The 25,403-nt window shown below is 68.7% G+C and carries 23 protein-coding genes; 13 read left to right on the top strand and 10 right to left on the bottom strand.

Features of this window, described 5'->3' with window-relative positions; all coding sequences use genetic code 11:
• The first annotated feature begins 269 nt into the window (after positions 1 to 269).
• The 10 genes from ABD990_RS29145 (at position 270) to ABD990_RS29100 (ending at position 9,957) form a co-directional block, all read left to right on the top strand.
• Entirely contained in the window at positions 270 to 737 is a 468-nt protein-coding gene (locus ABD990_RS29145; protein ID WP_345383983.1) for a cupin domain-containing protein, read from the top strand.
• A gap of 2 nt (positions 738 to 739) precedes the next feature.
• Positions 740 to 1,255 (top strand): pyridoxamine 5'-phosphate oxidase family protein, encoded by a 516-nt coding sequence (locus tag ABD990_RS29140; protein ID WP_345383982.1) that lies wholly within the window; start codon positions 740 to 742, stop codon positions 1,253 to 1,255.
• Entirely contained in the window at positions 1,252 to 2,028 is a 777-nt protein-coding gene (locus tag ABD990_RS29135) for a glutamine amidotransferase (protein ID WP_345383981.1), read from the top strand. Before ABD990_RS29140 ends, ABD990_RS29135 begins: the two co-directional genes overlap by 4 nt.
• Positions 2,029 to 2,064: 36 nt before the next feature.
• Positions 2,065 to 3,069, top strand: a complete 1,005-nt coding sequence (locus tag ABD990_RS29130; protein ID WP_345383980.1) for a LacI family DNA-binding transcriptional regulator — start codon at positions 2,065 to 2,067, stop codon at positions 3,067 to 3,069.
• Positions 3,066 to 4,022, top strand: a complete 957-nt coding sequence (locus ABD990_RS29125) for a PfkB family carbohydrate kinase (RefSeq protein ID WP_345383979.1) — start codon at positions 3,066 to 3,068, stop codon at positions 4,020 to 4,022. Before ABD990_RS29130 ends, ABD990_RS29125 begins: the two co-directional genes overlap by 4 nt.
• A gap of 427 nt (positions 4,023 to 4,449) precedes the next feature.
• Complete coding sequence (locus ABD990_RS29120) at positions 4,450 to 5,922, top strand: nicotinate phosphoribosyltransferase (RefSeq protein ID WP_345383978.1); 1,473 nt, start codon at positions 4,450 to 4,452, stop codon at positions 5,920 to 5,922.
• A gap of 104 nt (positions 5,923 to 6,026) precedes the next feature.
• Complete coding sequence (locus ABD990_RS29115; protein ID WP_345383977.1) at positions 6,027 to 6,686, top strand: HAD family hydrolase; 660 nt, start codon at positions 6,027 to 6,029, stop codon at positions 6,684 to 6,686.
• The gene (locus tag ABD990_RS29110; protein ID WP_345383975.1) at positions 6,683 to 7,714 is read left to right on the top strand and encodes a ribose-phosphate diphosphokinase; all 1,032 of its coding nucleotides are present in this window, start codon (positions 6,683 to 6,685) and stop codon (positions 7,712 to 7,714) included. Before ABD990_RS29115 ends, ABD990_RS29110 begins: the two co-directional genes overlap by 4 nt.
• A gap of 201 nt (positions 7,715 to 7,915) precedes the next feature.
• Entirely contained in the window at positions 7,916 to 8,512 is a 597-nt protein-coding gene (locus tag ABD990_RS29105; RefSeq protein WP_345384033.1) for an LOG family protein, read from the top strand.
• Between the two features lie 434 nt (positions 8,513 to 8,946).
• Entirely contained in the window at positions 8,947 to 9,957 is a 1,011-nt protein-coding gene (locus ABD990_RS29100; protein ID WP_345383974.1) for a nucleoside hydrolase, read from the top strand.
• Positions 9,958 to 10,167: 210 nt separating this feature from the next.
• On the opposite strand, the gene ABD990_RS29095 is transcribed toward ABD990_RS29100, so the two are convergent.
• From ABD990_RS29095 to ABD990_RS29055, 10 genes are all read right to left on the bottom strand, one after another.
• On the bottom strand, positions 10,168 to 10,635 hold the full coding sequence (locus ABD990_RS29095; protein ID WP_345383973.1) for a hypothetical protein: 468 nt from the start codon (positions 10,633 to 10,635) through the stop codon (positions 10,168 to 10,170).
• Positions 10,636 to 11,339: 704 nt separating this feature from the next.
• Complete coding sequence (locus ABD990_RS34630) at positions 11,340 to 11,720, bottom strand: helix-turn-helix domain-containing protein (protein ID WP_486362910.1); 381 nt, start codon at positions 11,718 to 11,720, stop codon at positions 11,340 to 11,342.
• Between the two features lie 134 nt (positions 11,721 to 11,854).
• Complete coding sequence (locus ABD990_RS29090) at positions 11,855 to 13,480, bottom strand: flavin-containing monooxygenase (protein WP_345383972.1); 1,626 nt, start codon at positions 13,478 to 13,480, stop codon at positions 11,855 to 11,857.
• A gap of 356 nt (positions 13,481 to 13,836) precedes the next feature.
• The gene (locus ABD990_RS29085) at positions 13,837 to 15,039 is read right to left on the bottom strand and encodes a TetR/AcrR family transcriptional regulator (protein ID WP_345383971.1); all 1,203 of its coding nucleotides are present in this window, start codon (positions 15,037 to 15,039) and stop codon (positions 13,837 to 13,839) included.
• Between the two features lie 103 nt (positions 15,040 to 15,142).
• Positions 15,143 to 16,018 (bottom strand): SMP-30/gluconolactonase/LRE family protein, encoded by an 876-nt coding sequence (locus ABD990_RS29080; protein WP_345383970.1) that lies wholly within the window; start codon positions 16,016 to 16,018, stop codon positions 15,143 to 15,145.
• Positions 16,019 to 16,061: 43 nt separating this feature from the next.
• On the bottom strand, positions 16,062 to 17,723 hold the full coding sequence (locus tag ABD990_RS29075; RefSeq protein WP_345383969.1) for an AMP-binding protein: 1,662 nt from the start codon (positions 17,721 to 17,723) through the stop codon (positions 16,062 to 16,064).
• Positions 17,720 to 18,466: an acyl-CoA dehydrogenase family protein gene (locus tag ABD990_RS29070; RefSeq protein ID WP_345383968.1), complete on the bottom strand. Its 747-nt coding sequence runs from the start codon at positions 18,464 to 18,466 to the stop codon at positions 17,720 to 17,722. The genes ABD990_RS29075 and ABD990_RS29070 overlap by 4 nt, the downstream gene beginning before the upstream one ends.
• Positions 18,467 to 18,830: 364 nt before the next feature.
• Positions 18,831 to 20,015: an acyl-CoA dehydrogenase family protein gene (locus ABD990_RS29065; protein ID WP_345383967.1), complete on the bottom strand. Its 1,185-nt coding sequence runs from the start codon at positions 20,013 to 20,015 to the stop codon at positions 18,831 to 18,833.
• Position 20,016: 1 nt separating this feature from the next.
• The gene (locus tag ABD990_RS29060; protein ID WP_345383966.1) at positions 20,017 to 20,817 is read right to left on the bottom strand and encodes an enoyl-CoA hydratase-related protein; all 801 of its coding nucleotides are present in this window, start codon (positions 20,815 to 20,817) and stop codon (positions 20,017 to 20,019) included.
• Between the two features lie 1,011 nt (positions 20,818 to 21,828).
• Complete coding sequence (locus ABD990_RS29055; protein ID WP_345383965.1) at positions 21,829 to 22,539, bottom strand: GntR family transcriptional regulator; 711 nt, start codon at positions 22,537 to 22,539, stop codon at positions 21,829 to 21,831.
• Positions 22,540 to 22,705: 166 nt separating this feature from the next.
• On the opposite strand from ABD990_RS29055, the gene ABD990_RS29050 reads away from it, so the two are divergent.
• From ABD990_RS29050 to ABD990_RS29040, 3 genes are all read left to right on the top strand, one after another.
• Entirely contained in the window at positions 22,706 to 23,779 is a 1,074-nt protein-coding gene (locus ABD990_RS29050) for an LLM class flavin-dependent oxidoreductase (RefSeq protein WP_345383964.1), read from the top strand.
• 29 nt (positions 23,780 to 23,808) lie between these two features.
• A complete protein-coding gene (locus tag ABD990_RS29045) occupies positions 23,809 to 24,429 on the top strand; it encodes a cysteine hydrolase family protein (RefSeq protein ID WP_345383963.1) in 621 nt (206 codons plus the stop codon).
• A gap of 84 nt (positions 24,430 to 24,513) precedes the next feature.
• Positions 24,514 to 25,377 carry a 2-keto-4-pentenoate hydratase gene (locus ABD990_RS29040; protein ID WP_345383962.1) on the top strand — a complete coding sequence of 288 codons (864 nt, stop codon included), beginning with the start codon at positions 24,514 to 24,516 and terminating at the stop codon, positions 25,375 to 25,377.
• Positions 25,378 to 25,403: the final 26 nt, after the last annotated feature.

Here is a 25,403-nt window from a genome sequence, read left to right as displayed (position 1 = left end):
CCCGGACGAGCGTGGAGCTTGCCGGCTCGCACCACGCCGTAGCTGGCTCTCCTGGACGAATCAGCAGGTCCTGGTCGGCAGATGCTGGTGCTTGGGCGACTCGGGCCGGTGTCGGGCGGTCGAGAACTGACGCTTGACCTCCTGCCAAGTCACCGGGCTACGATAGAAACGAATCCAGCGACCTACGCCACTCAGCGAAGTGTAGGGCCGAGCCCGGTACGCGAAGCCTCGGCGACTGCTTCGACCTGACCCGAGAGAGGAGACGCGCCGTGACCGACTACGACCCCGGCGCTCCCAACGCTCGTCGCTTCCCGCGGGTGATCGTGCCCGACGAGATCGACAAGATGCCGCGGCTGACCTTCAACACCGGCATCACCACGAACATCTTCCTGTCCCGCGAGCGCGACGACGCCCGCTACTTCCGGCACGGCTACTGCTACGGCGAGCCGGACCACCTGCCCTACCACTGGGACCAGCAGGACTTCGACGAGACGCACTACGTGCTCGAAGGCAAGATCCACCTGGTCGTGGAGGACGCCGCGGGCCGCACGATCGTGCTCGAGGCGGGCAAGGGCGAGCACATCTATCTGCCCGCCGGCTACAAGTACACGCTCGAGAGCACCGGCGTCGCCTACCACTTCTTCTGGACCTCCGGCCCGTCGCCCAAGGTCGGCGTGGCCGATGCCCCGGAGTACAGCCGCGAGCTCAAGGCCCTGCGTACCTCGGAGGGGAACTGACCATGGCTGTGACCGCGAGCACCTGGCAGCCGCTGCGCGGCGACAAGCGCTGGGCCTACCTGTCCCGGGCGAAGACCATCCGCATCGCCACGGCGAACGAGGACGGGAGCATCTACCTGTCGCCGCTGTGGCTCGTCGTGCACGACAAGAAGATCTATATCCCGATCGACGCCGCCTCACGGCACGCCGCGAACTTCACCGCCGGCCGGGCGCTCTCGGCCCTGGTCGACCAGGGCGAGGAGTACGCCACCGTGAGCGGCGTCCGGATCAGCGGCACAATGCGCAAGGTCGAGGACGAGGCGCTGGCCGAGACCCTCGCGCAGTTGGTGTTCGACAAGTACTTCCACGTCGGGCACCCCTACGCCGAGCAGTACCTGGAGTTCGGCCAGGTGGCCGGGCGGACGTACTACGAGCTGGTCCCGGACAAGATGGTCGGCTGGGACATGCGCGAGATCAACGTGATCGCCATGCCGGAGGCCCGCGTGCTGCCGGCTCACGTGGGGGACCGGATCCTGTGAGCAGCACCGACGGGGCGGGGCCGCTGCGCGTGCTCTTCGCCGGCGAGTCGTGGATCAAGCACACGATCCACATGAAGGGCTTCGACCAGTTCCACAACACCGAGTACGAGGAGGGGGCCGGCGAGTTCCTGGCGGCTCTCGACCGCGAGGGCTTCGACGTCACCTACGTGCGGGGCCACGAGATCTCCTCGAGGTTCCCGAAGACGATCCAGGAGCTCGACCGGTTCGACGTCGTCGTGCTCTCCGACATCGGCTCCAACTCCTTCCTGCTGCCTGACGAGACGTTCCAGCGTTCCGAGCGCAGCGCGAACCGGCTGGCGCTGCTGCGCGACTGGACGCGGGCAGGCGGTGGCCTGGTGATGATCGGCGGCTACCTGTCCTTCACCGGCATCGACGGCAAGGCCCGGTTCGGCATGACTCCGCTCGCCGACGTGCTGCCGGTGCGGATGCTCGACCACGACGACCGGATCGAGGAGTCCGAGGGAGTCAAGGCGGACTTCGACGAACCCACTCACCCCGTGCTCGGCGGCACCCCTGCGGAGTGGCCGCCGCTGTTGGGGTACAACCGCGTGATCGCCAAGCCGGACGCGACGACGATCGCGCGGGCGGGGGAGGATCCGTTGCTGGTCGTCGGGCAGGCAGGTGAGGGCCGCTCCGTCGCCTTCGCCTCGGACCTGGCGCCGCACTGGGCCCCACCCGAGTTCGTCGGATGGGCGCACTATCAGAAGCTGTGGGCGTCCATCTTGAGCTGGGCGGCCGGCGGCCGTCCGTAGGAGGTCTCAGCCGTGGTAGCACGCCGTCGTCCCACCATGAAGGACGTCGCCGCGCATGCGAAGGTCTCGATCAGCACGGTCAGCTATGTGCTGAACGACAGCGGGCCGGTCGCCCCCGAGCGCCGCAACCGGGTCCTCGACGCGATCCGGCTGCTCGACTACTCGCCCAACGAGTCGGCGAGAAGCCTCAAGCGGCGCTCGGCGTCGACCATCGCGATGGTGGTTCCCGACCTGACCAACCAGTTCTTCGCCATGGTGACCGAGGGGGTGCAGCGGGCGGCGTCGGCGGTCGACGTGCTCGTCGTCCTGGTCGTACCCGACGCCACCGAGCAGCCCGAGGAGAACCAGGCGAAGCTGCTTCGCAGCCAGCGGGTCGACGGCGTGATCTACCTGTCCGGCACCGGCTCCATGCCCGCCGCCATCTACGACCTCGCCCGCTCAGGGCCCGTGGTGCTGGTCGACGAGCAGATTCCCGGCCGGGACCTGCCCGCGGTCGTGTGCGACTCCCGGCGCGGGGCGCGAGAGGTGGCTGCGCACGTGCTCGAGCAGGGGCACCGCAGGCTGGCCGTGATCGGCGGGCCGCCGGCGTTATGGACGGCTCAACAGCGTCTCGCCGGATACCGGGAGGCGTTCGCCGGGGCCGGCCTCGACCCCGACTCCGTCCCGGTCCACACCGGGGACTACCGGTTGGAGTCGGGCGCCGCCGCCGCGGCGGCGATCCTCGACGGCCCGGCGGACAAGCAGCCGACGGCCCTGCTCTGCGCCAACGACCTCATGGCGATCGGCGCGATGGAGTGCCTGAAGGCGCGCGGACTGCGGGTCCCGGAGGACATCAGCGTGGTCGGCTTCGACGACCTGCCGATGTCGGCGCTGCTGACACCCAGGCTGACCAGCGTGCGCCAGCCCGCGCACGAGATGGGGTATCGGGCGGCGAAGGTGCTGTTCGACCTGCTCGAGGGCAACGACGACGACGCGGGCGAGCTGCTGGCCACCGTCGTCCAGATCCGCGACAGCGTCTGCCCACCCAGGGAGAATCGATGAGCGGCACCGACGTGGTGGTCGTCGGCGCGGTCAACGTCGACATGGTGGTGACAGCGCCCCGACTGCCAGGACCGGGGGAGACCGTGGTCGGCCCCGGCGTCGAACGGTACGGCGGCGGCAAGGGCGCCAACGCCGCCGTGGCCGCGGCGCGGGCCGGAGGCCGCGTGCACTACGTCGGCGCGGTCGGGGACGACGACCTGGGCCGCGGCGCCGTTGCGGAGCTGCGAAACGAGGGAGTCGATGCGGCGGGGGTGGCCATCAGTGAGGCCGCCACCGGGGTCGCACTGATCGTCGTGAACCCTGACGGCGAGAACCAGATCGCCGTCGGCGCCGGTGCCAACGCCCGGGTCGATCCTTCCGCCGTCGAGTCCGCTCTGCGGCGGACACTGCCCCGAGCGGGATGTGTTCTGGTCAGTACGGAGATCCCGGGCGAGGCCGTCGATGCCGCGGTGCGCGGAGCCCGGGTTGCCGGAGTCCGCTGCATCCTCAACCCGGCTCCGGTCCTGCCGTCCCTGATCGACCTGCTCGAGCTCGGGCCGCTGCTCACGCCCAACGCCGGCGAGCTTCTCGATCTCGCCGCGGCCGCCGGCGTCGACCACGGCGCCGTCGGGGCCGGACCGCCGTCGTCGGCGACTGTTCTCGGCTGTGCCCGCGCCCTGTCCGGTATCACGGGAGCCGAGCTGGCGGTGACGCTCGGCGCGGACGGGGTACTCATCGTCTGGCCTGGCGGAGCCGTCGAGCACCTCCAACCCCATCCCGTGACCGTTCGCGACACGACCGGCGCAGGCGACACCTTCAACGGCATCCTCGCCCTGGAGCTCGCCCGCGGGGAACCGCTCGCCGCCGCGGCGCGAACCGCCAACGTCGCCGCCGCGCTCTCGGTGGCCGGTGAGGGAGCGCGCGGCGGCATGCCCTCGATCCACGAGCTAGCCCACGCCCTGGTGGCCCACTGATCGACTACCGGGGGAGGAGACCCCTATGGATGCTAGAAACGGTTCAAGCTTCCTTAAGCGGTCGCTGCACTTGCACCCGTGCGTATTCGTGAGTGCAAGCACTCCGGCCTCAAGGTCTCCGGGCGCGTGTGGCGCTCTGAACTGCCCAGATTCGGGGTCGTCTGCCCAGGAGCCGGCTGTGCTGGCAGCTCCCGACGCAGGCATGGCTGAGGCGGCGTCGTTCGAGAAACCTCCTTCAGGTGAGTTGACGGTCACACTAGAAACGTTAAAATCACGTTGCTGGACGGCTCGCCCCCTGGTGGACCGTCGGACGGATACGCAAGGCTGCATGTCCCGCGTAGAACCCCGGTTCCACGCATCCTGAGCCACCTCTGCCGCGCCCTCGACGAGGTAGCACGGCGGGTCGGTAGAAACGACTCCGTGGAAGGTGAACGAGCCGATGGGCTACCTCGACAACCTGATCATCAACACCGACAACTACAAGCACTGCCACTACCCGCTCTACCCCCCGGGCACCGAGTACGTCTCGAGCTACATCGAGTCGCGCGGTGGCGAATGGCCGGTCGTGCAGTTCGTCGGCCTTCAGGCGTTCCTGCGCGAGTACCTGATGCGCCCGATCACCCTCGAGGACATCGACGAGGCCGAGTTCGTCGTCCGCGAGCAGGGGATGCACTTCAACCGCGAGAACTGGCTCGGCATCCTCAACGACCATGACGGCTTCCTGCCCGTGGAGATCGAGGCCGTCCCCGAGGGCACCGTCCTGCCGGCCCGCAACGTGCTCGTACAGGTGATCAACACCGACCCGAAGTACTTCTGGGCCACCAGCTTCTTCGAGACCGCCCTGCTGCGGGCGGTCTGGTACCCGAGCACCATCGGCACGGTCAGCTGGCTGTCCAAGATGGTGATCAAGGAGGCGCTCGCGCGGACCTCGGACAACCCGCAGCTGATCCGCAACACCCTGCACGACTACGGCGCCCGCGGCGTCAGCTCCCAGCAGTCCGCGGCCCTCGGCGGTCTGGCGCACCTGGTCAACTTCGAGCAGTCCGACACGGTGCCGGGCATCCTCGCCGCGAAGCGCTTCTACAACGCCGGCAAGGTCTCCAACTCCGGCCCGAACTCCGAGCACGCGGGCTTCTGCGCCTGGGGCCGCGAGAACGAGGTCGAGGCCCTGCGCAACATGCTCGACGTGTACGCCTCCAACGGCGTCGCGCTGCTGCTCACCGACACCTACGACCACGAGAACTGCGTCAAGAAGATCGTGGGGATCGAGCTCAAGGAGCAGATCCAGAACTTCCCCGGCCTGGTCGGCATCCGCCCAGACTCCGGCGACATCGTGCAGGTCACCGCCGACACCACCGAGTGGCTCATGGACGCCTTCGGCTATGAGGTCAACTCCAAGGGCTTCAAGGTCCTACCCCCGTACATTCGAGTCGTGCAGGGCGACGGCGTGAACTTCTACAGCCTGCCGCAGGTCTACATGGAGCTGGAGCGCCGCGGCCTGGCCGCCGACAACGCCGTCTTCGGGATGGGCGGGGGCCTGCTGCAGCACTGGAACCGCGACACCATGAACTTCGGCCAGAAGGCCTCCGCGGTGTGCGTGAACGGCGAGTGGCGCGACATCGCCAAGTCGCCGACCGGCGCCTCGTTCAAGGTGTCGAAGAAGGGCCGGCTCGCCCTCAAGCACGAGAACGGCGTGTACACCACCGTGCCGAAGGGGTCGATCCCCGAGTCGGAGAACGTGCTGCAGCCGGTGTTCCGCAACGGCAAGCTGCTCAAGAAGTGGGACTTCACCGAGCTGATCGCCAACGCCGAGCGCGAGGTCCCCGAGTCCTACTACATCGAGCACGTTGCGCAGATGCGCACCGTGTCCGACGAGACCGCGGTCACCGCCCGCGCCTGATCGGCGCCCCTGCATCGGCGCTGCGAGCAATCATGGTGCCGTCGCGGCCGGGTCGAGACCCCGCGCCGCGGCGGCACGCACCTCAGCGATCTGGAGAGCCGGCCATGACCCGCACCTACCTGCACGTCTTCGACATGGACGGCACACTGCTCCGCGGCGCAGCGTCGGTGGAGTTGGCGCGTCACCTGGGGACCTTCGAGGCCGCCGACCGGATCGAGCGGGCCTGGGTACGCGGGGAGATCGGCGAGGTCGCGTTCTGGGAGCAGATGCTGCCGCTGTGGGCCGAGGTCACCGAGGACGAGATCGACGCAGCATTCGCGGCCTCGTCCTGGATCGAGGGCGTGCGGGAGGTGTTCGACGACATCCGACGCCGGGGCGAGAACATCGCGGTCATCTCGCAATCGCCGCACTTCTTCGTCCGGCGGCTGGAGGCCTGGGGCGCCCACCGCACCTTCGGATCCGACATCGTCCCCAACGGGCCCACTCGGCAGGACCTGCTGCTGACCCTGCAGCACAAGGTCGACATCACCCTCGGCCTGCTCGCCGAGCTCGGGCTCACCGCGCACGACTGCGTCGCCTACGGCGACTCCACCTCCGACAGTCTGCTGTTCGAGCACCTGCCGCACACCGTCGGGGTCAACTGCAGCCCGGTCCTGCGCGAGCGCGCGACCGTCTGCTTCGACGGCGACGACATCCGCGGGGCCTACGCCCTCGGTCGGCAGCTCCTCGAGGGCGTCCGAACCCCACCGGAGTACGCGGAATGACCACCGATGCGCCCGCCCCCGCCCCGCCCGCCACCAGCATGCGGCTCGGCTACGACAAGCGCCTGATGCTCTTCGCCGGACGTGCCAATCCCGCGCTGGCCGAGGCCATCGCGCGCGAACTCGGGGTCGAGCTCGGGCCGGTCACCTTGAAGACCTTCTCCAACGACGAGGTCTACTGCCGCTTCACCGACTCCATCCGCGGCGCCGACGTCTTCATCGTCCAGCCCATGTGCGGCAACCCCGCCACCGGCGTCAACGCCAACGACGCCCTGCTCGAGCTGCTCGTCATGATCGACGCAGCGGTGGGGGCCAGCGCACACCGGGTCATCGCCGTGACCCCCTGGTACGGCTACTCCCGTCAGGACAAGAAGTCCGCGCCGCGCGAGCCGATCTCCGCGCGCCTGGTCGCCCGGATGCTCGAGTCCGCGGGAGTCGACCGGGTGCTCACCATGGACCTGCACGCCGGCCAGCTGCAGGGCTTCTTCTCCCGCCCGGTCGACCACATGACGGCCCTGATGATGCTCGCTGACCACTTCGGCTGTCTCGATGACGATCCCGACGACCTGGTCGTCGTCGCCCCGGACGCGGGGCGGGTGAAGCTCAACAAGCAGTTCGCAACCCGGATCGGCGCGGGACTGGCGATCCTGGACAAGGAGCGTCCCCGCCAACAGGTCGCCGAGATCGGGCACGTCATCGGCGACGTCCACGGCAAGACCGCGATCATCGTCGACGACATCATCGACACCGCCGGAACACTGCGGGCGGCAGGCGAGGCCGTCGAGCGCGCTGGAGCCAAGCGCGTGTTCGCCGCCGCCACGCACGCGGTGCTCAGCGGCAAGGCGCACGAGAACCTGGCCGACGCCCCGTTCGAGCGCATCGTGGTCACCGACACGATCCCGCTGCGCCCCGGCGTCCCGGGCAACGTCGATGTCGTCTCCACCGCACCGCTCCTCGCGGACTCCATCCGCCGGATCTTCACCGACGACTCGGTCAGCGAGGTCTTCGGCGGCCACAACCACCTGTTCTGATGACGCACCCGACGCCACGCCGTTGTCGACAGCCGGCCTCGCAACGGGGCGCATGGAGGGGTTGCTCCTGTGGCCACGCAGGATCCGGCCGGTGGCGTCCGCATCGGCTATAGGCATCGGCCGAGCAGTTCGGACTGAACTGAGCGAGCACTTGCAGGAGTAGCTCGGACTGGACCGTCGGCGGGAGGCAGTGTGGCCACGATCAAGCGTCTATGTGTGTTCTGCGGTTCGAATTTCGGCAGGGGCGGGAGCTATCTCGAGGCTGCTCGTGAGCTTGGCCGGCTGTTGGCGCGTCAAGGGATCACCCTGGTGTACGGCGGAGCGGGCGTCGGAACGATGGGCGCTCTCGCCGATGCCACTCTGGAGGCGGGTGGAGAAGTCATCGGCGTCATCCCGCAACAGCAGACGGGAGAGGAGATGGCCCACCAGGGCTTGACCGAGCTCCACGTGGTCGAGTCGATGCACGAGCGTAAGGCGATGATGAGCGAACTCGCCGACGGTTTCGTCGCGCTTCCCGGCGGCCTCGGCACGTTGGAGGAGTTCGCCGAAGCGCTGACCTGGGCCCAACTCGGCCTGCATCGTAAGCCGACGGGATTGTTGGATGCCAACGGCTACTACGGCCTCTTCCTCGCGTTCCTTGACCATGCAGTAGCCGAAGGCTTTCTTCGCCCGACGGACAGGCAGCTCGTCCTGGCGGGGCGGGATCCTGACGCGCTCATCACAGAGTTGCAGCGGTGGGAGCCACAGGGGAAGCAGCGCTGGGAGCCGGTCCGTGAACCCGAGGGTGGACCACGCTGACCAGTGCTTGCTTTGCCGTCCGGGAAGATAGGCCCCCAGGTAGCCAGCTCGTTTACGCGGAGCGACGCGGGGAAATCACGCGCTGATAGCCGGAAGCGCTCAGCCGCCGTGGCGAGGGCAATATCACTGCCCGGGACCGCCGCGAGATCCTCGATGACGAGATCCGAGCATTCTGTCACGCTGAACTCGGCGATGCTTCTGGCGCCTCCGTTCACCGGGTGCGAAGCGGTCCGCCTTGCGTCGACTGGTCAAGCTAGACGTTGAGTCACACGCGCCCCTGGCGGGCCGGGTCGATGAAGGGAGTTCCGATTCAGCTGAAGTTGGTTCAGCCCTCGAGTGCCGTATTATTTCAAATAGCGTTGGGCAAGCATTCGCTGTGACACGGTGACAGTTTGTGGAGGCACTGACAATGGTGTGCACTCTCGTCCTCGGTCATGTCCTTCAGACGGGCAGTCACCGCCGAGCGGGCATCGCCCCATGACGAAGGAATCGAGGAGGCGACCGTGCCGAATCCCAGTTCGCTGATCATTGACACCGACCCCGGCGTGGACGACGCCTTCGGGATCCTCCTGGCGTTGTCCAGCAGCATTTGCGACGTGCGTGCCGTCACGGCCTCGTACGGCAATGTCGCCCTGGACAAAACGTTCGTCAACGCCCGGCGGATTCTCGCCCTTGCGGGGCGTACCGACGTACCGGTGGCCGCCGGCGCAGCTCGGCCACTGGTACACGTGCAGGCTGAGGTCGCGCCGGAATGGCACGGCGCAGATGGCCTTGGCATGCACTCGAGCGGCTTCCCGGAGCCCGGGCCCGCCGACCCCCGTCCCGCCCTCGACCTCATGGTCAGCGTCCTGCGGGAGTCGTCGGTCCCGGTCACGATCGCCTGCCTGGGCCCGATGACCAACACCGCACTTCTGCTCGCTGCGCATCCCGAACTGACCCCGCGCATCAGGCGCATCGTCGCGATGGGGGGTGCACTAGGCATGGGCAACACCCGTGGGGCGGGCGAGTTCAACGTCTACGCGGATCCCGAGGCCGCACAGCGTGTACTCACCCAGCCCGAGGTCCCCGTGACGCTCGTGCCGCTCGACCTCACGATGAACTGCGCTGTCGACGACCAGTGGCTCGACGAGCTCAGCCAGGCCGGGCCGCGGTGCGCAGCCCTCGTCCGCACGGCGGCGCTCTATCGCGAGGCCACCCGTGAACGGTACGGACACGACGCGATCGCCCTGCACGACATGCTGGCCATGCTGGAGGCCGTCCGTCCCGGGACGCTGTGCACCACGCCCCATCGAGTCAATGTGGCGTGCACACTCGGCCCTGGACGCGGAATGACCGTACCCGACCGCCGGCCCGACGCGTCCGGCCCGCTGGTCGACATCGCGCTCGACGTCGAGGTCAAGGTCGCGCTCACAGACGCCCTCCGGCACCTGACCACCCTCGGCTGACGCGGTTCGCAGGCTGTCAAGGCAGGTCCGCCACACCCGGAACAACAACGCCGCCGCCGCGGTCCAGCCGGCGATCAGCGCGAGCGTGGCGGGGCCGAGGACGGCGACGAGCGCCGCCACGATCACTGCGACGAGCAGCGACGACAACCTCGTCACGCAGAGATGCCCTGGTGGCGTCCGGTGCTCCTGAAGACCACGTGCTCGCCCCAGCTACTTCGAACTCGCAGTGCGGCCACGCTGCCGCTCGAGCTCCCGTCTGCCGTAGGTCGCCTTCCGGACGGCCTCTTCGCTCTCGAGGCTGGAGCCGAGCGCCCCGGCCACGATACCGACCGAGCTCGCCAGCCACACCAGCTTGAGGTAGGCGCCGAACGAGGGTGGTCGGTGCAGCTGCGAGGAGAAGTAGCCGGGATCGATCGCGGTGGCGGCGTTGTAGAGCACCGCCTTGGCCCGGGCGTCCCGGTCGTCCGGGCGGTCCCAGAGGTGGTTGTAGGCGATCAGCCAGGTCGCCATGGCCAGGATCGCGACCACGGAGATGAGCAGCAGCCGCAGCGACGACAGCGAGGTCGCCATCGTCCAGAAGCTCGTGGTCACGATGGCGTAGGCGCCGGTCGCGGCGGCCGCTGCGGTGGCGCTGGACAGGTGGGGGACCAGCCGCCACGGGCGGTTGTCGCGCACCATCCCGGCGAGCAGCCGCAGCCTGCCGCGCAGCCCGACCAGGGCGAGATGTGCGTCGGTGTCCTCCTCGGCGCTGATGTGGCGCAGCGGGCTCCACCGCGGGATGTCCGGGGAGCGTTCTCCGTCGGAGCGGGGTTCGTGCCCGGTGAGGGCGCCACGAAGCCCGCCGGTCGACCGACCGCAGGCTGTCCGCGTAGTCGGGCTTCGGCGCGGACGGAGGCGTGGCGACCCGTGCCATACCGACGACCTTGGCGCTCAGGCGCACAACCTGCACCCGCGGCGCGCCGGGCGGCGGGTGCGGCAGCGGACTGCGACGCCTTCCGCGCCCGCGAGGCATCAGGAAGGCGGCGGCCGGCGGCCGACCTCCTGGTCCGGCTGCGCTGCGAGCTGGGACGGAACGACACCTACGGCCCGGTGCCGCCGATGTCTCCGCCGGGCGTGCGGAGGGCGGCGGAGCAACTTCGGGGGTCGGCTGACGCGCCCGGCCTCGAGGGCCACCCCTCGCCGGCTCTCCCGCCGGTCGACCGGCAGCGCCATGAGCCTGGCGCTCGGCAACCTGGGGACCTCGCCACCACAGGGCCGGCATCCGCACACCCGACCCCAATGCCCAGGCCGAACATCCGACATCGGCGGAGTTCGCGCACTGCTGCGGCGCGGGTCGGGCGTGCGGCTGGCCGATCGCGCGGGCGACCCGAACGCCGGGTGAGTCAGGAATGCGGTGGGGCGGCTGCGGCGCGCCAGCATCGCCCGCAACGGACGACGGAGAGCGGGCCTTGCGCCACCACGACGGCCCCCTGCATATCCACGAACGGCTCGAAGAGCTCCTTGAGGCTGCAGTGGAGGATGTCGCAGAGCGCGGCGAAGGTCCGGGTCGGGATCTGTTGCGGCGTGCCGGTCACTGGCCGGTAGACCAGGCTGTCGGAAGGTTCATGCCGCGGGGAGCGAAGCAGCGGCGCCGGCTCGGCGACTGCCGGACCTTGTCCTACCGGATGGGCTAGTTTCGGCGGTGGGGTCCGAACCGCTGATCGATGCAATGGTGTGCAACGGTCGTCATCGGCAGTGCTGAACAGATCGCAGATCTGCTGCACTCACATCTTGGCTGCTGGCGCCGATCAGCCTCCTGCGGTGCGGCAGCGAATCCAACGTACGCTCCGCCGACCGCCGCGGGTGTCACCCACTCAGTGGGCGACACCCGCGGTCCGACGTCACTCCCGACGAACCATCAGGAGAGGACGAATCCCGCGTAGCCGTTCTCGACGGACTGTCGGCACTTCTCCAGATACATGGGCAGCCCACCGGGGTAGGCCAGCAGTTCTCTCTTCTTGCCGGGCACGTTGGCGTTCATGTACCAGGAGTTGGCGAGCGGGAACGTTGTCGAGGTGGCGAGCGCCTCGAGATGGTCGTGCCACTCCTGTTCGGCCTCGGCAGTGGCCTCGATTCGGGTCAGGCCGTTTTCGCGCATGTGGACCAGGCAGTTGATGACCCAGTCGCCTTCGAGCTCGGCGCAGGTGGGGCCGTTGCAGAATGCCGACGGGCTCTGCGGGCCGTAGACGTAGAGCATGTTGGGGAACCCGGCGGTCGCCCTGCCCAGCGCGGTGCGGGCGCCGTCGCGGAAGACCTCGCTGAACGATTCACCCTTGGTGCTGCGGACGTCGATGTCGGTGAGACCGCCGGTGAAAGAGTCGAACCCGGTAGCAAGAACGATCACCTCGAACTCGTGCTCGCGGCCGTCCGTCGTGACGATCCCGTTGCGGGTGACCTTCTCGATAGGCGTCTCCTTCAGGTCGACGAGCTCGACGTTGTCCTGATTGAACGCGTCGTAGTAGGTGTACTCGAGCGGGCAGCGCTTCGTTCCGAACGGGTAGGGGGGCACCGCCGGCGCAAGCTTTTCGGCCAGGTCCGGGTCCTTGATGCGCGGGAGGGTCTTTTCGCGCCAGAAGGCGTAGATTCGGTTGCCCACCTCGGCGTTGAAGAACATGTCAGCGTAACCGCCGAGCCAGATCTGGAGACCGCCCTTGAACCAGAGCTCTTCGAGCGTCGCGTTGAACTCCTCGTCGGAGATCTCCGCTGTCGGTGTGAAGATCACGTCGTACTCGAGTCCGCCGAAGGTCTCCTCCCGGTACTTGAAGAGCTCCGGATACCCCTGACGAAGTTCGTCGTTCGCGGCGGCGTCGAGCTTGCGAGAGATCATCGGAAGGGCCGTTGCCGGGGTGCGCTGGAACACGGTGAGGTGTCCCACCTCAGGCGCGATGGACTGGATGACCTGAACACCGCTGGCGCCGGTCCCGATGACGGCAACCCGCTTGCCGGTCATGTCGTAGCCCTGAGGCCAGCGGGAGGTATGGAAGTAGTCGCCCTGGAAGTCCTCAAGCCCGGGAATGTTCGGGAGCAGTGCCTTGGAACCCGTGCCCAGCAGCGGAAGGACGAAGCGCGTCCGCGTCTGGAAGGTCTCGCCGGTCCGTTCGTCGCGGGACTCGACCGTCCAGGTGTTGAACTGTTCGTCGAACTGCGCCGCGGTGACCCGGGTGCTGAACCGGATGTCGCGGCCGAGGTCGAGCTTGTCGATGACGAACCTGAAGTAGGCCTGCAGCTCCTCCTGACCCGGAAAGATCTCCGACCAGTTCCATTCGCGCCAGATCCGCTCATCTGAGAACTGGTAGAGGGTGGCCTCGGTGTCCACCCGAGCACCGGGGTACTGGTTCCAGTGCCAGACCCCGCCGGCGTCGGAGCCGGCCTCGTACAGCTTGACGGCGAAGCCCAGCGACCGGAGACGCTCGAGCTGGTAGATCCCCGAGAATCCGCCTCCGACAACAAGGACGTCGAGCTCCTCGACGACAGACGTGCCCATTCGGGTTCCTTCCTTTGCGTACTGGAGTCACGAGCGTCCGGCGCTCGTCGCAGGGTGGACGAAGGTCGGTCGGAGAGCTTGTGCCGTGACCCTGGTCACCAGAGGCCATTGAAGCTGCCGCGAAGGCTCTTGTCAACGGCCGCTAACTCGCAAGGTCGAGGGTTGGAGAGGTAAGTCGCCGACGCGAGCGGAGCATCCAGCCGCTATGGCGCCACGATGCCACAGAAGGTAACCGGCACTCATGTGGGATCTCTGTGGGGCGTGTCGCCCGCCGACGTGCGTACGGGCAAGAGGCAGCTGTTGCGGGATCCGGAAGTCGGCGCTCGTGAGTGGAAGGCCGAAGCGGAGGCGGGCGCTCAGCCTTCGCTTGGCGAGACGCCGAGGATGGCGCCGGTCAGCCGAGCCAGTTCCGGCTCAAGACGCCGGTCGGCGCGCAGGTGTGGGATACGGACGATGCCGTCGATGGTCGTTCGTGCGGCGTTGACCAGGACCATCGCGTCGCTGTCGGAGAGCTCTGGGCGCGCTGCCATGAGCCAGCGCAGCCACTCGCCGACGTCGTCGTTGGCCATTCGGTTGAGACGTTCGTGGACGTCGAGCGGCAGGTAGAGCCGCTCGGTGACGGAGACCGAGGCCAAGTCGGTCTCCTGGACACCGAGCCGGACGTACCCGTTGATCAGGGCAGTAATGATCTCTTCGTCGGGTACCGGCAGGCGTAGCGCGCGAGACGTCTCCAGCGCCAGCCATTCGCTGAACCGCGTGAGCACCGCGACCAGGAGGTCTGCTTTGGTGTCGAAGTATCGGTAGAGGGCAGGACCGACGACGCCGGCTTCGCCGCCGATCTCGTCGATGGTCACCCCGCCGTAGCCGCGGCTGCGGAACGTCCGCGCGGCCGAGCGGATCAGCAGCTCCCGCCGCGCGGTCGGGGGCCGATCAACCGGACGCAGACCGTCATGAACCGGCTCCTGTGCGGGAAGGCAACCAACCACTCGGATGCCTGCCTGCAAGAGGAGGTCTGCGAGGCGGGTCGACGCCAGGCTCGTGTCGTAATGCCCCGGGCTGGTCACGAGGCCGACGACTGCCCAGCTGCGCAGCTCACGCAGGAAGGGGTCGAGATCGGGACGGGCCGGCGCGATGCTGAGGGCATTGACCCGATCGGCGATCCAACGCGTGCGCGCCCGCACTTCGGCGAAGTCGTCAGGGCCGAGATGACGGGCTTCGCGTTGCCACAACAGCGAGAGGCGCAGGCTCTGCAGGGCAGTCTCGATGAGCATGCGAAGCCCTGATGCCAGGTCTGGAGGTGGCGTGTCTCCGAGCGAGGTGAGGGTCTCGATGAGCCGGCTCTGATCCTGGTGCACGACATGGGACAGCAGGGCCTGTTTGTTCGCGTAATGCCGGTAGAGGGCTCGGGCCGTGATGCCACTGGCCTGAGCGATGTCGTCCATCTTGACCGAGTGGAAGCCTCGAGCCGCGAAGAGCGCGCTGGCCGCCTCCCCGATGTCGGCACGTCGGGTCTTGGGCCGCTTGGCGTGCGCGCCGGTCGTCATGCCTGCGCTACTCATTCTCTCCTCCTTCCCCTGCTGCGGCCCGCGCGACATCCTAGTCCGTGGTGATCTCGGGCCGGGTTGCCGAGTGGATGTGGCGCTCGGCAACCCGGCCGAGGTCTCATGCGGTCTGCGCAGGACCGACGCCGCTGCGGCCGACGGAGGCAGTGAGAACCGCTCCGTTCGAGCGGCCCTCGTGGAACTCCTCGAGTGTGGTCGTGTTGCACATCAGGTAGAGCACGTCGAGCCCGGGGCCTCCGAACGCGCAGGCAATCGCCCAGGTGCCTGGGGTGGGGACGTGGTCGGTGATCGCGCCGCCTTCGAGCACCCGGTAGAAGCCGCTCTCGTCACCCGGGGTGAGTGCATTGCCGAACCAGACGCCGCCGTCGCCGTCCAGCGCGATGCCGTCCGGGTGGAAGCTGTCGGGCAGCTGCGCCCAGAGCCGCAGGTTCGACAGAGATCCGTCCGCAGCCACGTCAAAGGCGCTGATGCGATGGGTGAAGGTCTCGGCCAGCAGCAGTGTGCGCCCATCCGCGGTCAGGGCGGCGCCGTTGGGGAAGAGCACCTCCCCGGGAACGCGCCGCACGTGCCCCTCGGGGTCGACATGCGCCAAGTTGGTGGTGCGGGGGTCCTCGGTGCCCAGGGCGAAGCCGAAGTTGCCCACGTAGGCATGTCCAGACGGCGACACGAGCATGTCGTTGCCGAGTCCGGTGGCGATGTCGCTGAAGTCCGCGTACTCGGTGGTCGTTCCGTCGGGAGCGATCCGCAGGACCTTGGCGGTGGCCTGGGAGACGACCAGGACGGAGTCGTCGGGGAGAAATCCCAGGCCCGATGGGGAGCCCTCGACCTTGGCGACGGTCTGGTAGCTGCCGTCGTCGTCGAAGCGGAGTACCTGCTGGGCGAAGAAGTCGCTGGCCCACAGGTGGCCGGCGTGCCAGCGAGGGGCCTCCAGGAACTGGTGCCCCGCCGAGAACGGGTTGGTCGGATGGATCTTCATTGTTCCTCCTGGTTCCTGACGGGCTGTAAGGGTCGGGCCCGTGTTACCGGGTCGGTTCCGCTGTCGGGGGGCATCGACGGAGTCGGTCGCGCAGCTTGAACTTCTGGACCTTGCCGCTGGCGGTGCGAGGTAGCTCGTCCACCAGGACGAGGTATTCGGGGAGCTTCTGCACGGCCAGGCGATGGTGCTCGCGGAGCCAGGTGGTGAGCTCATCGAGATCAACCTCCACCCCCGCTTCTGGGACGACGACGGCGCAGGCCCGCTCGACCAGCACCGGGTCGGGGACTGCCACCACGGCGACGTCGGCGACCTTGGGGTGCTCGAAGAGGCGGTCCTCGACCTCCTTCGCGCTGATGTTCTCGCCGCCGCGGATGATGATGTCCTTCTGGCGGCCGGTGATCTCGACGTAGCCCTCGTCGTCGAGGACCGCCAGATCCCCGGTGCGGAACCAGCCGTCCGGGGTGAAGGCGTCGGCGTTCAGGGCCTCGTCCAGGTATCCGACGAACAGTTCCGGACCCCGCACGAGCAGGTGCCCGGGGTCGCCGGGTGGCACCGGCTGGTCCTGGTCGTCGACCACGATGAGCTGCGCCTGGCCGATCGCACGCCCGTCTGTGCGTGCGCGCTTGTCCGTTGGGTCGGAGAGGTTGCTGCTGGTGGCGGTGGGGAACTCGGTGGAGCCGTAGACCCGGCTGACCAGGCAGCCGAGTTCGTCTGTGGCCTGGCGTACGAGCTCGGGGGGCACGTCCGCGCCCCCGCAGGCGAAGAGACGCAGCGTGCGGGTCGCCTCGGGTGTGCGGGTCGGATGGTGAACCAAGCCGTGTAGGAACGGGGTGGCGGCCACCATGAACGTGCATCCGTGGCGCTGTATCAGCTCCAGGCCAGCGCCAGGTTCCCAGACATCCAGGAGCACCACCGCGCCGCCGAGCATGAAGGGGAGCTGCAGGCCGTAAAGGACACCGGTGATGTGGGTGACCGGGGACGGCATGAACACCACGTCCGAGCTCGTCAACCCGAAGAACTCGATCATGCTGCGGTTCTCGTAGTCGAGGGTGTTGTGCGTGTGCAGGGCACCCTTCGGGCTCGAGGTCGTGCCGGATGTGTACAGCAGTAGCGCGATGGCGTTCGCGTCGTCCGCGGCCTTCCCGCCCGCTCGGGGCCGCGCCGGGGCCGCCCTGGCCAGGAAGGCGTCCAGCGCGATGACACCGTCCTCGGACGGAGCGTCACCGACCACGACCACGGTCGCCAGGTCCGGGAGCTCGTCCCGTATATCGCGGAGCATGCTTGGGAAGTCGAAGCCCCGGAAGGTCGCCGGGACAAAGACGATCTCCGACTGCGCCTGCCGCAGGATGAACGCGACCTCGGAGTGCCGGTAGATCGGGATGATGGGGTTGCTGACGGCGCCAAGGCGAAGCGTCGCCTGGTGCAGGACCACGGCCTCGGCCCAGTTAGGCAGCTGCCAGGAGACCACCGTGCCGAGCCCGACACCGTGGTTCCGCAGGGCCGTGGCCCAGCGGTCGACCTCACGGTCGAGGGCGCCGTAGCTCCACAGGTTCCCGCGGTCGACGAGGGCCAGGCGGTCCGGGTGCTGAGCGGCCCGCTCTCTCAGGTAGGAGTCGACGCGGGTGTCCTCCCAGAGGCCGGGCGCGGTATAGGCGGCGACGAGATCGGGTCGGGGGCGGTACTTGCCGGGCGCGGTGACTGTCATGACGTGCTCCGGGGCTCGGCGAGCTGTGATCCGGTGAGCAGGCTGTCCCCGATCCGGTGGGTGAGCTCCTCGTGGTCGCCGTACCAGGCGCGCAGCGCGAGGGCGCGCTTGTAGTACAGATGCAGATCGGTCTCGGTGGTGAAGCCCGTGCCGCCGTGCATCTGGATCGCGCTCTCACAGACGCGAACCGCCGCGTCCGCTGCGTAGGCCTTGGCGACGGCCGCGAGCACAAGCAGCTCGTCCGCGCTGCTCGATGTGGCGTCCTCCAGGGTGACGTCGCAGAGGTTGCGCAGCGAACTCGCCAGCGCGTACATGTCGGCAAGGGTGTGCTTGACCGCCTGGAAGGCGCCGATCGGACGACCGAACTGCTTTCGGACCTGCACGAACGCGGTGGTTTCCTCGACCATCCTGACGGCGATCCCGGCAAGTTCGCACGCCGCCAGGATCTGGGCCCAGGCGCGCAGCTCCGCGACGAACCGTTCGGCCGCGGAGCCGGTGAGCACCGGCGCGGTCCCGGCACCGGCCGGCTCGGCGAAGGTGACGCGCGCCAGCCGGGCAGTCGGGTCAGCACTCTCGACTGGCTCGACATCGACTCCGGGACCCCGGGACGAGAGGAGGTGGACGGCCGTCCCTTCTGCGGACTCCGCTACGACGAGCAGAAGGTCGGCCTCCCGGGCGAAGCGCACCGGCAGCATGCTGCCCGCCAGCCCTGCAGGCTCCCCCCGCACGTGGCCGCCGTCCACCGACCAGCTCCCGTGAGCGGCGGGGTCGACCAGCGCGACGACCGCGCCGGACAGATCGCTCCGGCCTGACCCTCCGTCGTCGAGGTGTCGGAGCAGGAGCGCCGGGAGCAGGAGCCGCTCGGGCATGGGGCCGGGCACGAGGTGCCGCCCCAGGGACACCATCGCCGCGCCGACAGCGGAGAGGGGCAACCCCAGTCCGGCGGCCTTGTCGGGAACGGCGAGCGCGAACCAGCCGAGGTCGGCGATCTCGTCCAGGAAGGTTCGGTCCCAGCCCTGACACCGGGTGAGTGCGTGCCTGCGCTGCGAGTCGTACGACCGTTTCAGGTAGGCGTCGACAGTCTCTTCGACCTCGGCCACGAAGGTGTCAGTCACGAGGAAGCCCCAGGAGTCGTTCGGCGATGATGTTGCGCTGGATCTGGGAGCTGCCCCCGTAGATCGACGCCGCCCGGGAGTACAGGTGATCGTGCGCCCGACGGGCGACGTCGAGGCCCAGGGGGCGGGCGGCCGGGGTGGCCCGCAGCGGACCGAGCAGATCGGCGATGGATCCGTAGACCTGCTGCTCGATGTCGTTGAGCAGGAGCTTGTCGACGGAGTCCTCGGGCACCGGGCCGGTGTCGGCCGCCAGCCTGCCGATCGACTTCCGGGTCTGGGCCTCGAGGACGCGCAGCGCCACGTGGGAGCGGCCCACGGCCGCTCGCACCCGATAGCCGCGGCGCGGGTCGGCGTCGCGTGTCGGGCACGCGGACAGCTCGTCGATCGCATCCTGCAACGCCACCTCGTACTCCACGCGTCGCCGCAGTGTGTAGGCCGCGCGTTCGGTCCCGAGGGTGTGCCGGGCAATCGCCCAGCCTCCGTCGAGCTCGCCGACGAGGTTCTCGCGGGGCACGCGCACCCGGTCGAGAAACACTTCGCAGAACTCCTGGTCCCCGGTCATCTGGGTCAGCGGCCGCGTCACGATCCCGGACGAGGACATGTCGACCAGGAGATAGCTGATGCCCCTGCTCTTCGGCGCGTCGAGATTTGTGCGGACGAGCATGGCGCACCAGGACGCGAGGTGCGCCCAGCTGGTCCACACCTTCTGTCCCGAGACCACGAAGTCGTCCCCGTCGATCTCAGCGCGCGTACGTAGGGACGACAGGTCCGATCCCGCCTCCGGTTCGGAGAAGCCCTGGCACCAGATGTCCTCACCCGAGAGCAGGCGTGGCAGCAGCTCGGTGCGCTGGCGGAGGGTGCCGAACCGGTCGATGGAGGGTCCCACGACGTCGAGCCCGATGAGCCCGATCGGTTGCGGGGCGCGCGCTCGCGCGAGCTCCTCGGAGAACACGAGCTGATGAAGGTGAGTGAGCCCCTGCCCGCCTGCCTCCCGTGACCAGGCGATGCCGATCCAGCCCGCCTCGTACAGGGTGTGCTGCCACTCGCGCAGCACGCGGAAGCGCTCGGTCAACGACAGCGGGACCTCGGGGATCCTCGCCTCGGCAAGCCACCTGCGGCAAAGGGTGCGGTACTGCGTGAGGTCGGCGGCGAGGGCCGGATCAGCCATCGTCGTCATCTCACTGTCCTGTGTAAACCGGCGCGCGGCGCTCGACGAACGCGTTGACGGCTTCCTTGGCGTCGTCGTACGCGGCGAGCTCTCCGGTCAGTCCCTGCTCGAACTCGTAGCCCTCCTTCAACGGCATGTACTCGATCGCGTTGAGGCTGCGCTTGGCGAACCGCAGCACAACAGGGCTGTGTCGAGCGATGGAACGGGCGAGCTCTCGGGCCGCTGTGTCCAGCTGGTCCGCGGGCACGATCTCGCAGATGCCTCCGTAGGGCAGCAGCTCCTCCGCGGGCACCAGATCGCCCTGCAGATGAAGCCGACGGACGACACCCTGAGGTGCCAGTCGTGACAGATGCTTGGCACCCCCCATCACGCCGACGTTCACCTCAGGGAGGGCGAATCGAGCCCCCTCCGCGGCGACCACGAGGTCGCAGGAAGCCGCGATGGCGAGGCCGGTACCCACCGCGACACCATGCACTGCAGCGATCACCGGTACAGGGCAGTCGTAGATGGCCCAGAACGCCTCGCGAACCACCCGCATCCGCTCGCCGGCGTTCTCGGGGGTCATGGTCTGAAACTCGGCGAGGTCGTTACCGCCGCAGAAGTGTTTGCCCCGGCCGCCGAGCACGATCACCCGAGCGTCTGGCAAGTGGGTGCCGACGTCGTCGAAGAACCGCTTGATCTCCAGGTACATCGTCCCGTTCACGGCGTTCACGGGGGGCCTGTCGAGCCAGACCGACCCGATCGTGCCCTCGGCGGCGAAGTCGATGAACTCAAACTTCTGCACGCCGACCTCCTTCGTCAAGTCGTTCATCGCTCATCTCATCCAGGTCAAAGGCATGTGCGTCAGTCCAGATCGTATCCATCGCTGCGGAGGCGTTGTCAACGCTTGCTAACCCGTCAGCCGAGATTCCGTCACCGACTGGGGGCGGATCGACCGCCTGCGCCCGAGCGAGCTGTACGACCTCGGGGCAAGGCCGTGCCGGTGACAAGCGCAAGGCTGACGCGGTGGTCGTCACGCAGGCCGCACGCTGAGCTGCTGCCCGGCATGGTCTACTTGACGAGGAGTGTCGACCGGTTGCGGCGTGCCAGGCGGGGCCGTCACGGCGCCCCCACTGCTCAAGACCTGCCCCACTCGGGAAACGGTCGGTCTGCCGCTGGGGACCATCGGTGATCTACGCCCTATCCGATCAAGGCGATGGTCGCGGTGAGTACCGGAGAGTTTCCGGTCAGGGAGAAATGGGTCTACGAGCCGAATTCGACGGCTTCCGCGACCACGCCCATGCCTCCGGTGGGCGGGTGGCGTTGCAGAGTTGGCAGCCGCGGTCGCTGACGCGTACTTCCCGGAGATCGTCGCCGCAGTCGCCGAGCTCGGCGATGACGTCGTGCTCGACGGGGAGCTGGTGGTGTGGCAGCAGGCCGGTCGACTTCCTGGCCCTCCAGGAACGCCTACAGCCCTCGACCGTCCACGCAGCCCGGCTCGCGGTCAGGTCGGCGGCCAACGTCCTGTCGCGGGACGGCAAGACCCTGCGCTCGATGGCGTGGACTGAACGCCGCGACGTCTGGAGCAGCTGCTGGGCGCCGGCTGCCGCACGGGCGGCTGACCCGGTCACCAGCGCTGCCGCGGTGCCGTAGATAAAGAAGTCGTAGAAACTCGATCGTGGTGCCGGCCAGGCAGGCGGCTGCCACCTTGCGGATCGGGGTCTCCTGGACGGTCGCGTCCGCCGCGGTGGTGGGACGTGTGGCGCCGGACGGTCGGCGGGAGTGTGTCGTTCCGCTTCGTCCGGATCCAGCGGGTGTGCCGCGATACGGAACGCGGCGGGTGTCAGCTCGTCGTACGCGTGCTGGAAGCGGTCTCGGCGTGGATGACCGCGACCGTTCCGATGATGTGGCGCTCCATGGACGAACGGGCCCTCGCCTGGTCCCCGGCGTGCAGGGCCTCGCGGATTTCCTCGTGGTCGTCGTGGCGTTCGTCGAGCGCGGAGCTCAGCGGCTGCGGCACGCCGGTGGTGTTGATCAGGAAGTCGGACAGATCCCACATCTTGCGGCTGGTCTCGGCCATGATCCGGGAGTGGGCCATGAGGTGGATGGCCTCGTGGAAGCGCCGGTTGAGCACCCGGTAGCCACGGGCGCGGACTCCGGCGTCCTTCTCCGAGCGCAGCTTGCCGATCCGCTGGGAGATCAGGTCGAGCTCGAGGAGCTGGTCCTCGGTGCGCCGCGTGGCGGCGATCCCGGCGATGCTGCCTTCGAAGCCGCCGAACATATGGAAGAAGTCCTCGACCTCGCGCAGGTCGTACGTGGCGACGCGGGAACCGACCTGCGGCAGGATCTCGATCATGCCGTCGCCGGACAGGCGCCGTAACGCCTCCATCACCGGCTGCTTGCTGACGCCGAACTCGGTGCGCAGCGCCTCGGTCGAAAGCCGCTCGCCGGCTGCATAGCGGCCTTCGAGCAGTCGTTCCTTGAGCTGGTCGTACACGGCGTGGTTGAGCCGACTGGCACCGCGGTCGAGACGGGTCGGCTGCGGGTCGGTCACACGCAAAGAGTAACCGGACCGTTCTGAACCGTCGGCGGTCGCGCCGTTCGTACTCACCCGGGACCCCCTTGTGCACGTCGACGGGCCACCTTTACTGTGACGCTAGAAGCGTAGCATGCCAGTTGCCCGGAACCGCTGCGCGAACCCATCCGCAAAAGGAGCAGACATGGAGTTCTGCATCGGTACCTGCGCCAAGATCGACCAGGTCGGCCTGGCGAAGCAGGCCGAGGACGTCGGTGCCAGCCACTTCGGGGTCGGTGAGGGTCCGCTGCTGTTCAGCGACCCGTACCAGTACCTCGCCCTGGCGGCCCGCGAGACCAGCTCGATCAAGCTCGGCACCTGGGTGACAAACCCGCTGACCCGCATCGCCCCGGTCACGGCGAACTCGATCGCCACGCTCAACGCGCTCGCCCCGGGCCGGACGTTCCTCGGTATCGGTACGGCCAACAACGCCCTGCGCTCGATGGGTAACCGTCCGGCCAAGCTCTCCGAGCTCGACACCGCCCTCGACATCGCGCGCGGCCTGCTGGCCGGTGAACGGGTCACGCAGAGGTGGCTGGGCCAGGAGCGCGAGATCGAGTTCCTGGACAAGAACGGCCACTGGTACAACCTCGAGGACCCGGTCGAGATCTGGATGTCCGCCGGCGGCCCCAAGGGGCTGGCGATCGCGGCCAAGCACGCCGACTACATGACCTACTGCCTCGGACCGAACCCCGAGATGATCGGGGTGGTCCGCCGCGAGCTGGACAAGGCCGTCGCCGAGGCTGGCCGCCCTCCGGGCTCGGTCAAGCTCGTCGCGCTGTCCTGGTTCTACCAGCTGCGCGACGGGGAGACCTGGGAGGACGGGATCGACAACGGCTTCGGCTCGGGACCGATCTCCTCCTGCATTACCAACGCCGGGTTCATGCAGGAGCACGTCGACGAGCTCGGGGCGCCGATCGTCGAGGCCTCCACCCGGGCCGCGATGGCCTACCTGGGCGACTCCACCGCGCCCGACGCTCCGCACTACCTCGAGGTGTGGGCGAAGTACCTGCGCGGCCTCGACCCCGTGCACCGCCCGATCATCACCAAGGAGCTCGTCGACTACTGGTGCCTCTACGGCACCCCGGACCAGCTGCTGGAGAAGACGCAGCTGATGCGCGAGGCCGGGTGCGACATGGTCTCGGTCTTCCTGTCCAACCCGTTCACCGCCGAGCGCGACATCGCCGACATCGGCTCGTCGATCCTCACCCGCGCCTGAGCCCCACGACCTGAGAGGACGGATCGATCATGACCAGCTTCGACCCGAACAACACTGCTGTCGTCGCCGTGCACTTCCAGAACGACATAGTCGGACCGGACGGCGCCTTCGCCGGGTTCTTCCGCGCCGAGATCGAGCGCACCGGCGTGCTCGGCACCGCGGCTCGGCTGCTCGACGACGCCCGCGCCGCGGGCGTTCCCGTCGTCTACACCCGGGTGGCGTGGAAGGACGACTACTCCGACCTCAACGCCAACTCCGCACTGCTCGGCATGGTCGCCCAGACGGGGTGTCTCAAGGACGGCAGCGAGGGGGCGGCCATCACCGACGAGGTGACCCCGCGGGACGGTGACCACATCATCACCCACCAGCGCGTCGGCGGGTTCACCGACAGTGACCTCGACACCACCCTGCGGGGGCTCGGGGCGACCACGCTCGTGTTCACCGGGGTCGCGACCAACGCCTCGGTCGAAGGCACCGCCCGCGCCGCCTCGGACCTCGGCTACCGCACCGTTGTCGTCGCCGACGCATGCTCCGCGGGCTCCCCGGAGGCGCACAGCGCTTCGCTGGAGTCCCTCGCTCTGCTGGCCGAGATCGCCACGACCGACGAGGTCCTCGCCGGGCTGGCCCAGCCCGCCGCGGCCAACGCCTGAGCACACACCGAACTCGCCCCCAGTCGGTACCGGGTGGGCGGCGCCCCGCCGCCCACCCGCCCGGCAGCACCGACCGGAGTACCCATGAGCGAGACCCTCGACCACCACGCGCACCAGAGCAACGCGGAAACCGGCAACGCCGACCGGATCCGCGCGAGCGCGGCCCGCCTGGTCGCTGCGGCACGCACCGGGGCCCCGTGCGCCCCCGTCCGGGAGCTCCTGCCGGACGCCGCGCTCGAGACCGGCTACGCAGTGCAGCAACTGCTCACCCAGGCGCGCCTCGCCGACGGCCGGCGCATCGTCGGGCGGAAGATCGGCCTGACCGCTCCCGCGGTCCAGGCGCAGCTCGGCGTCGACCAGCCCGACTTCGGTGTCCTGTTCGACGACATGGCCTGCAGGCAGGACCAGCCGATCGACATCGGCCGGCTGCTGCAGCCCAGGATCGAAGCGGAGATCGCGTTCGTCCTGAAGGCCGACCTCGCCGGCGACGACGAGATCACTGCCGACGCCGCCCGCGCCGCGGTCCGACAGGCCGTCGCCGCACTCGAGATCGTCGACAGCCGCATCGCGGGCTGGGACATCACCATCGTCGACACCGTCGCGGACAACGCCTCGTCGGGGCTGTACGTCCTGGGCGACGAGCCGATCGAGCTCGGCGACCGCGACCTGCGCGCCGTCGAGATGACCCTGACCAGCAGCGCCGACGGGGCCACCGAGACCCTGTCGACCGGCACTGGAGCAGCGTGCCTCGGCGACCCGATCAATGCCCTGGTCTGGCTCGCACGCACCTCCCGGGAGCTGGGTACGCCGCTTCGCGCGGGCGACGTCGTGCTCTCCGGGGCCTTGGGAGCGATGGTGCCGGTCGAGGCGGGCCACACCTACGTCGCGACACTCACCGACCTCGGCAGCGTCCGTGCCGAGTTCTCCACCGCGCCCGTCGCCCGCTGACCGACCGGCCGGAGACGAGACCGCGA

This window comes from Pseudonocardia yuanmonensis (assembly GCF_039542425.1).
GTDB classification, from domain to species: Bacteria; Actinomycetota; Actinomycetes; order Mycobacteriales; family Pseudonocardiaceae; genus Pseudonocardia; species Pseudonocardia yuanmonensis.
This window is presented reverse-complemented; position numbering and strand designations above follow the sequence as displayed.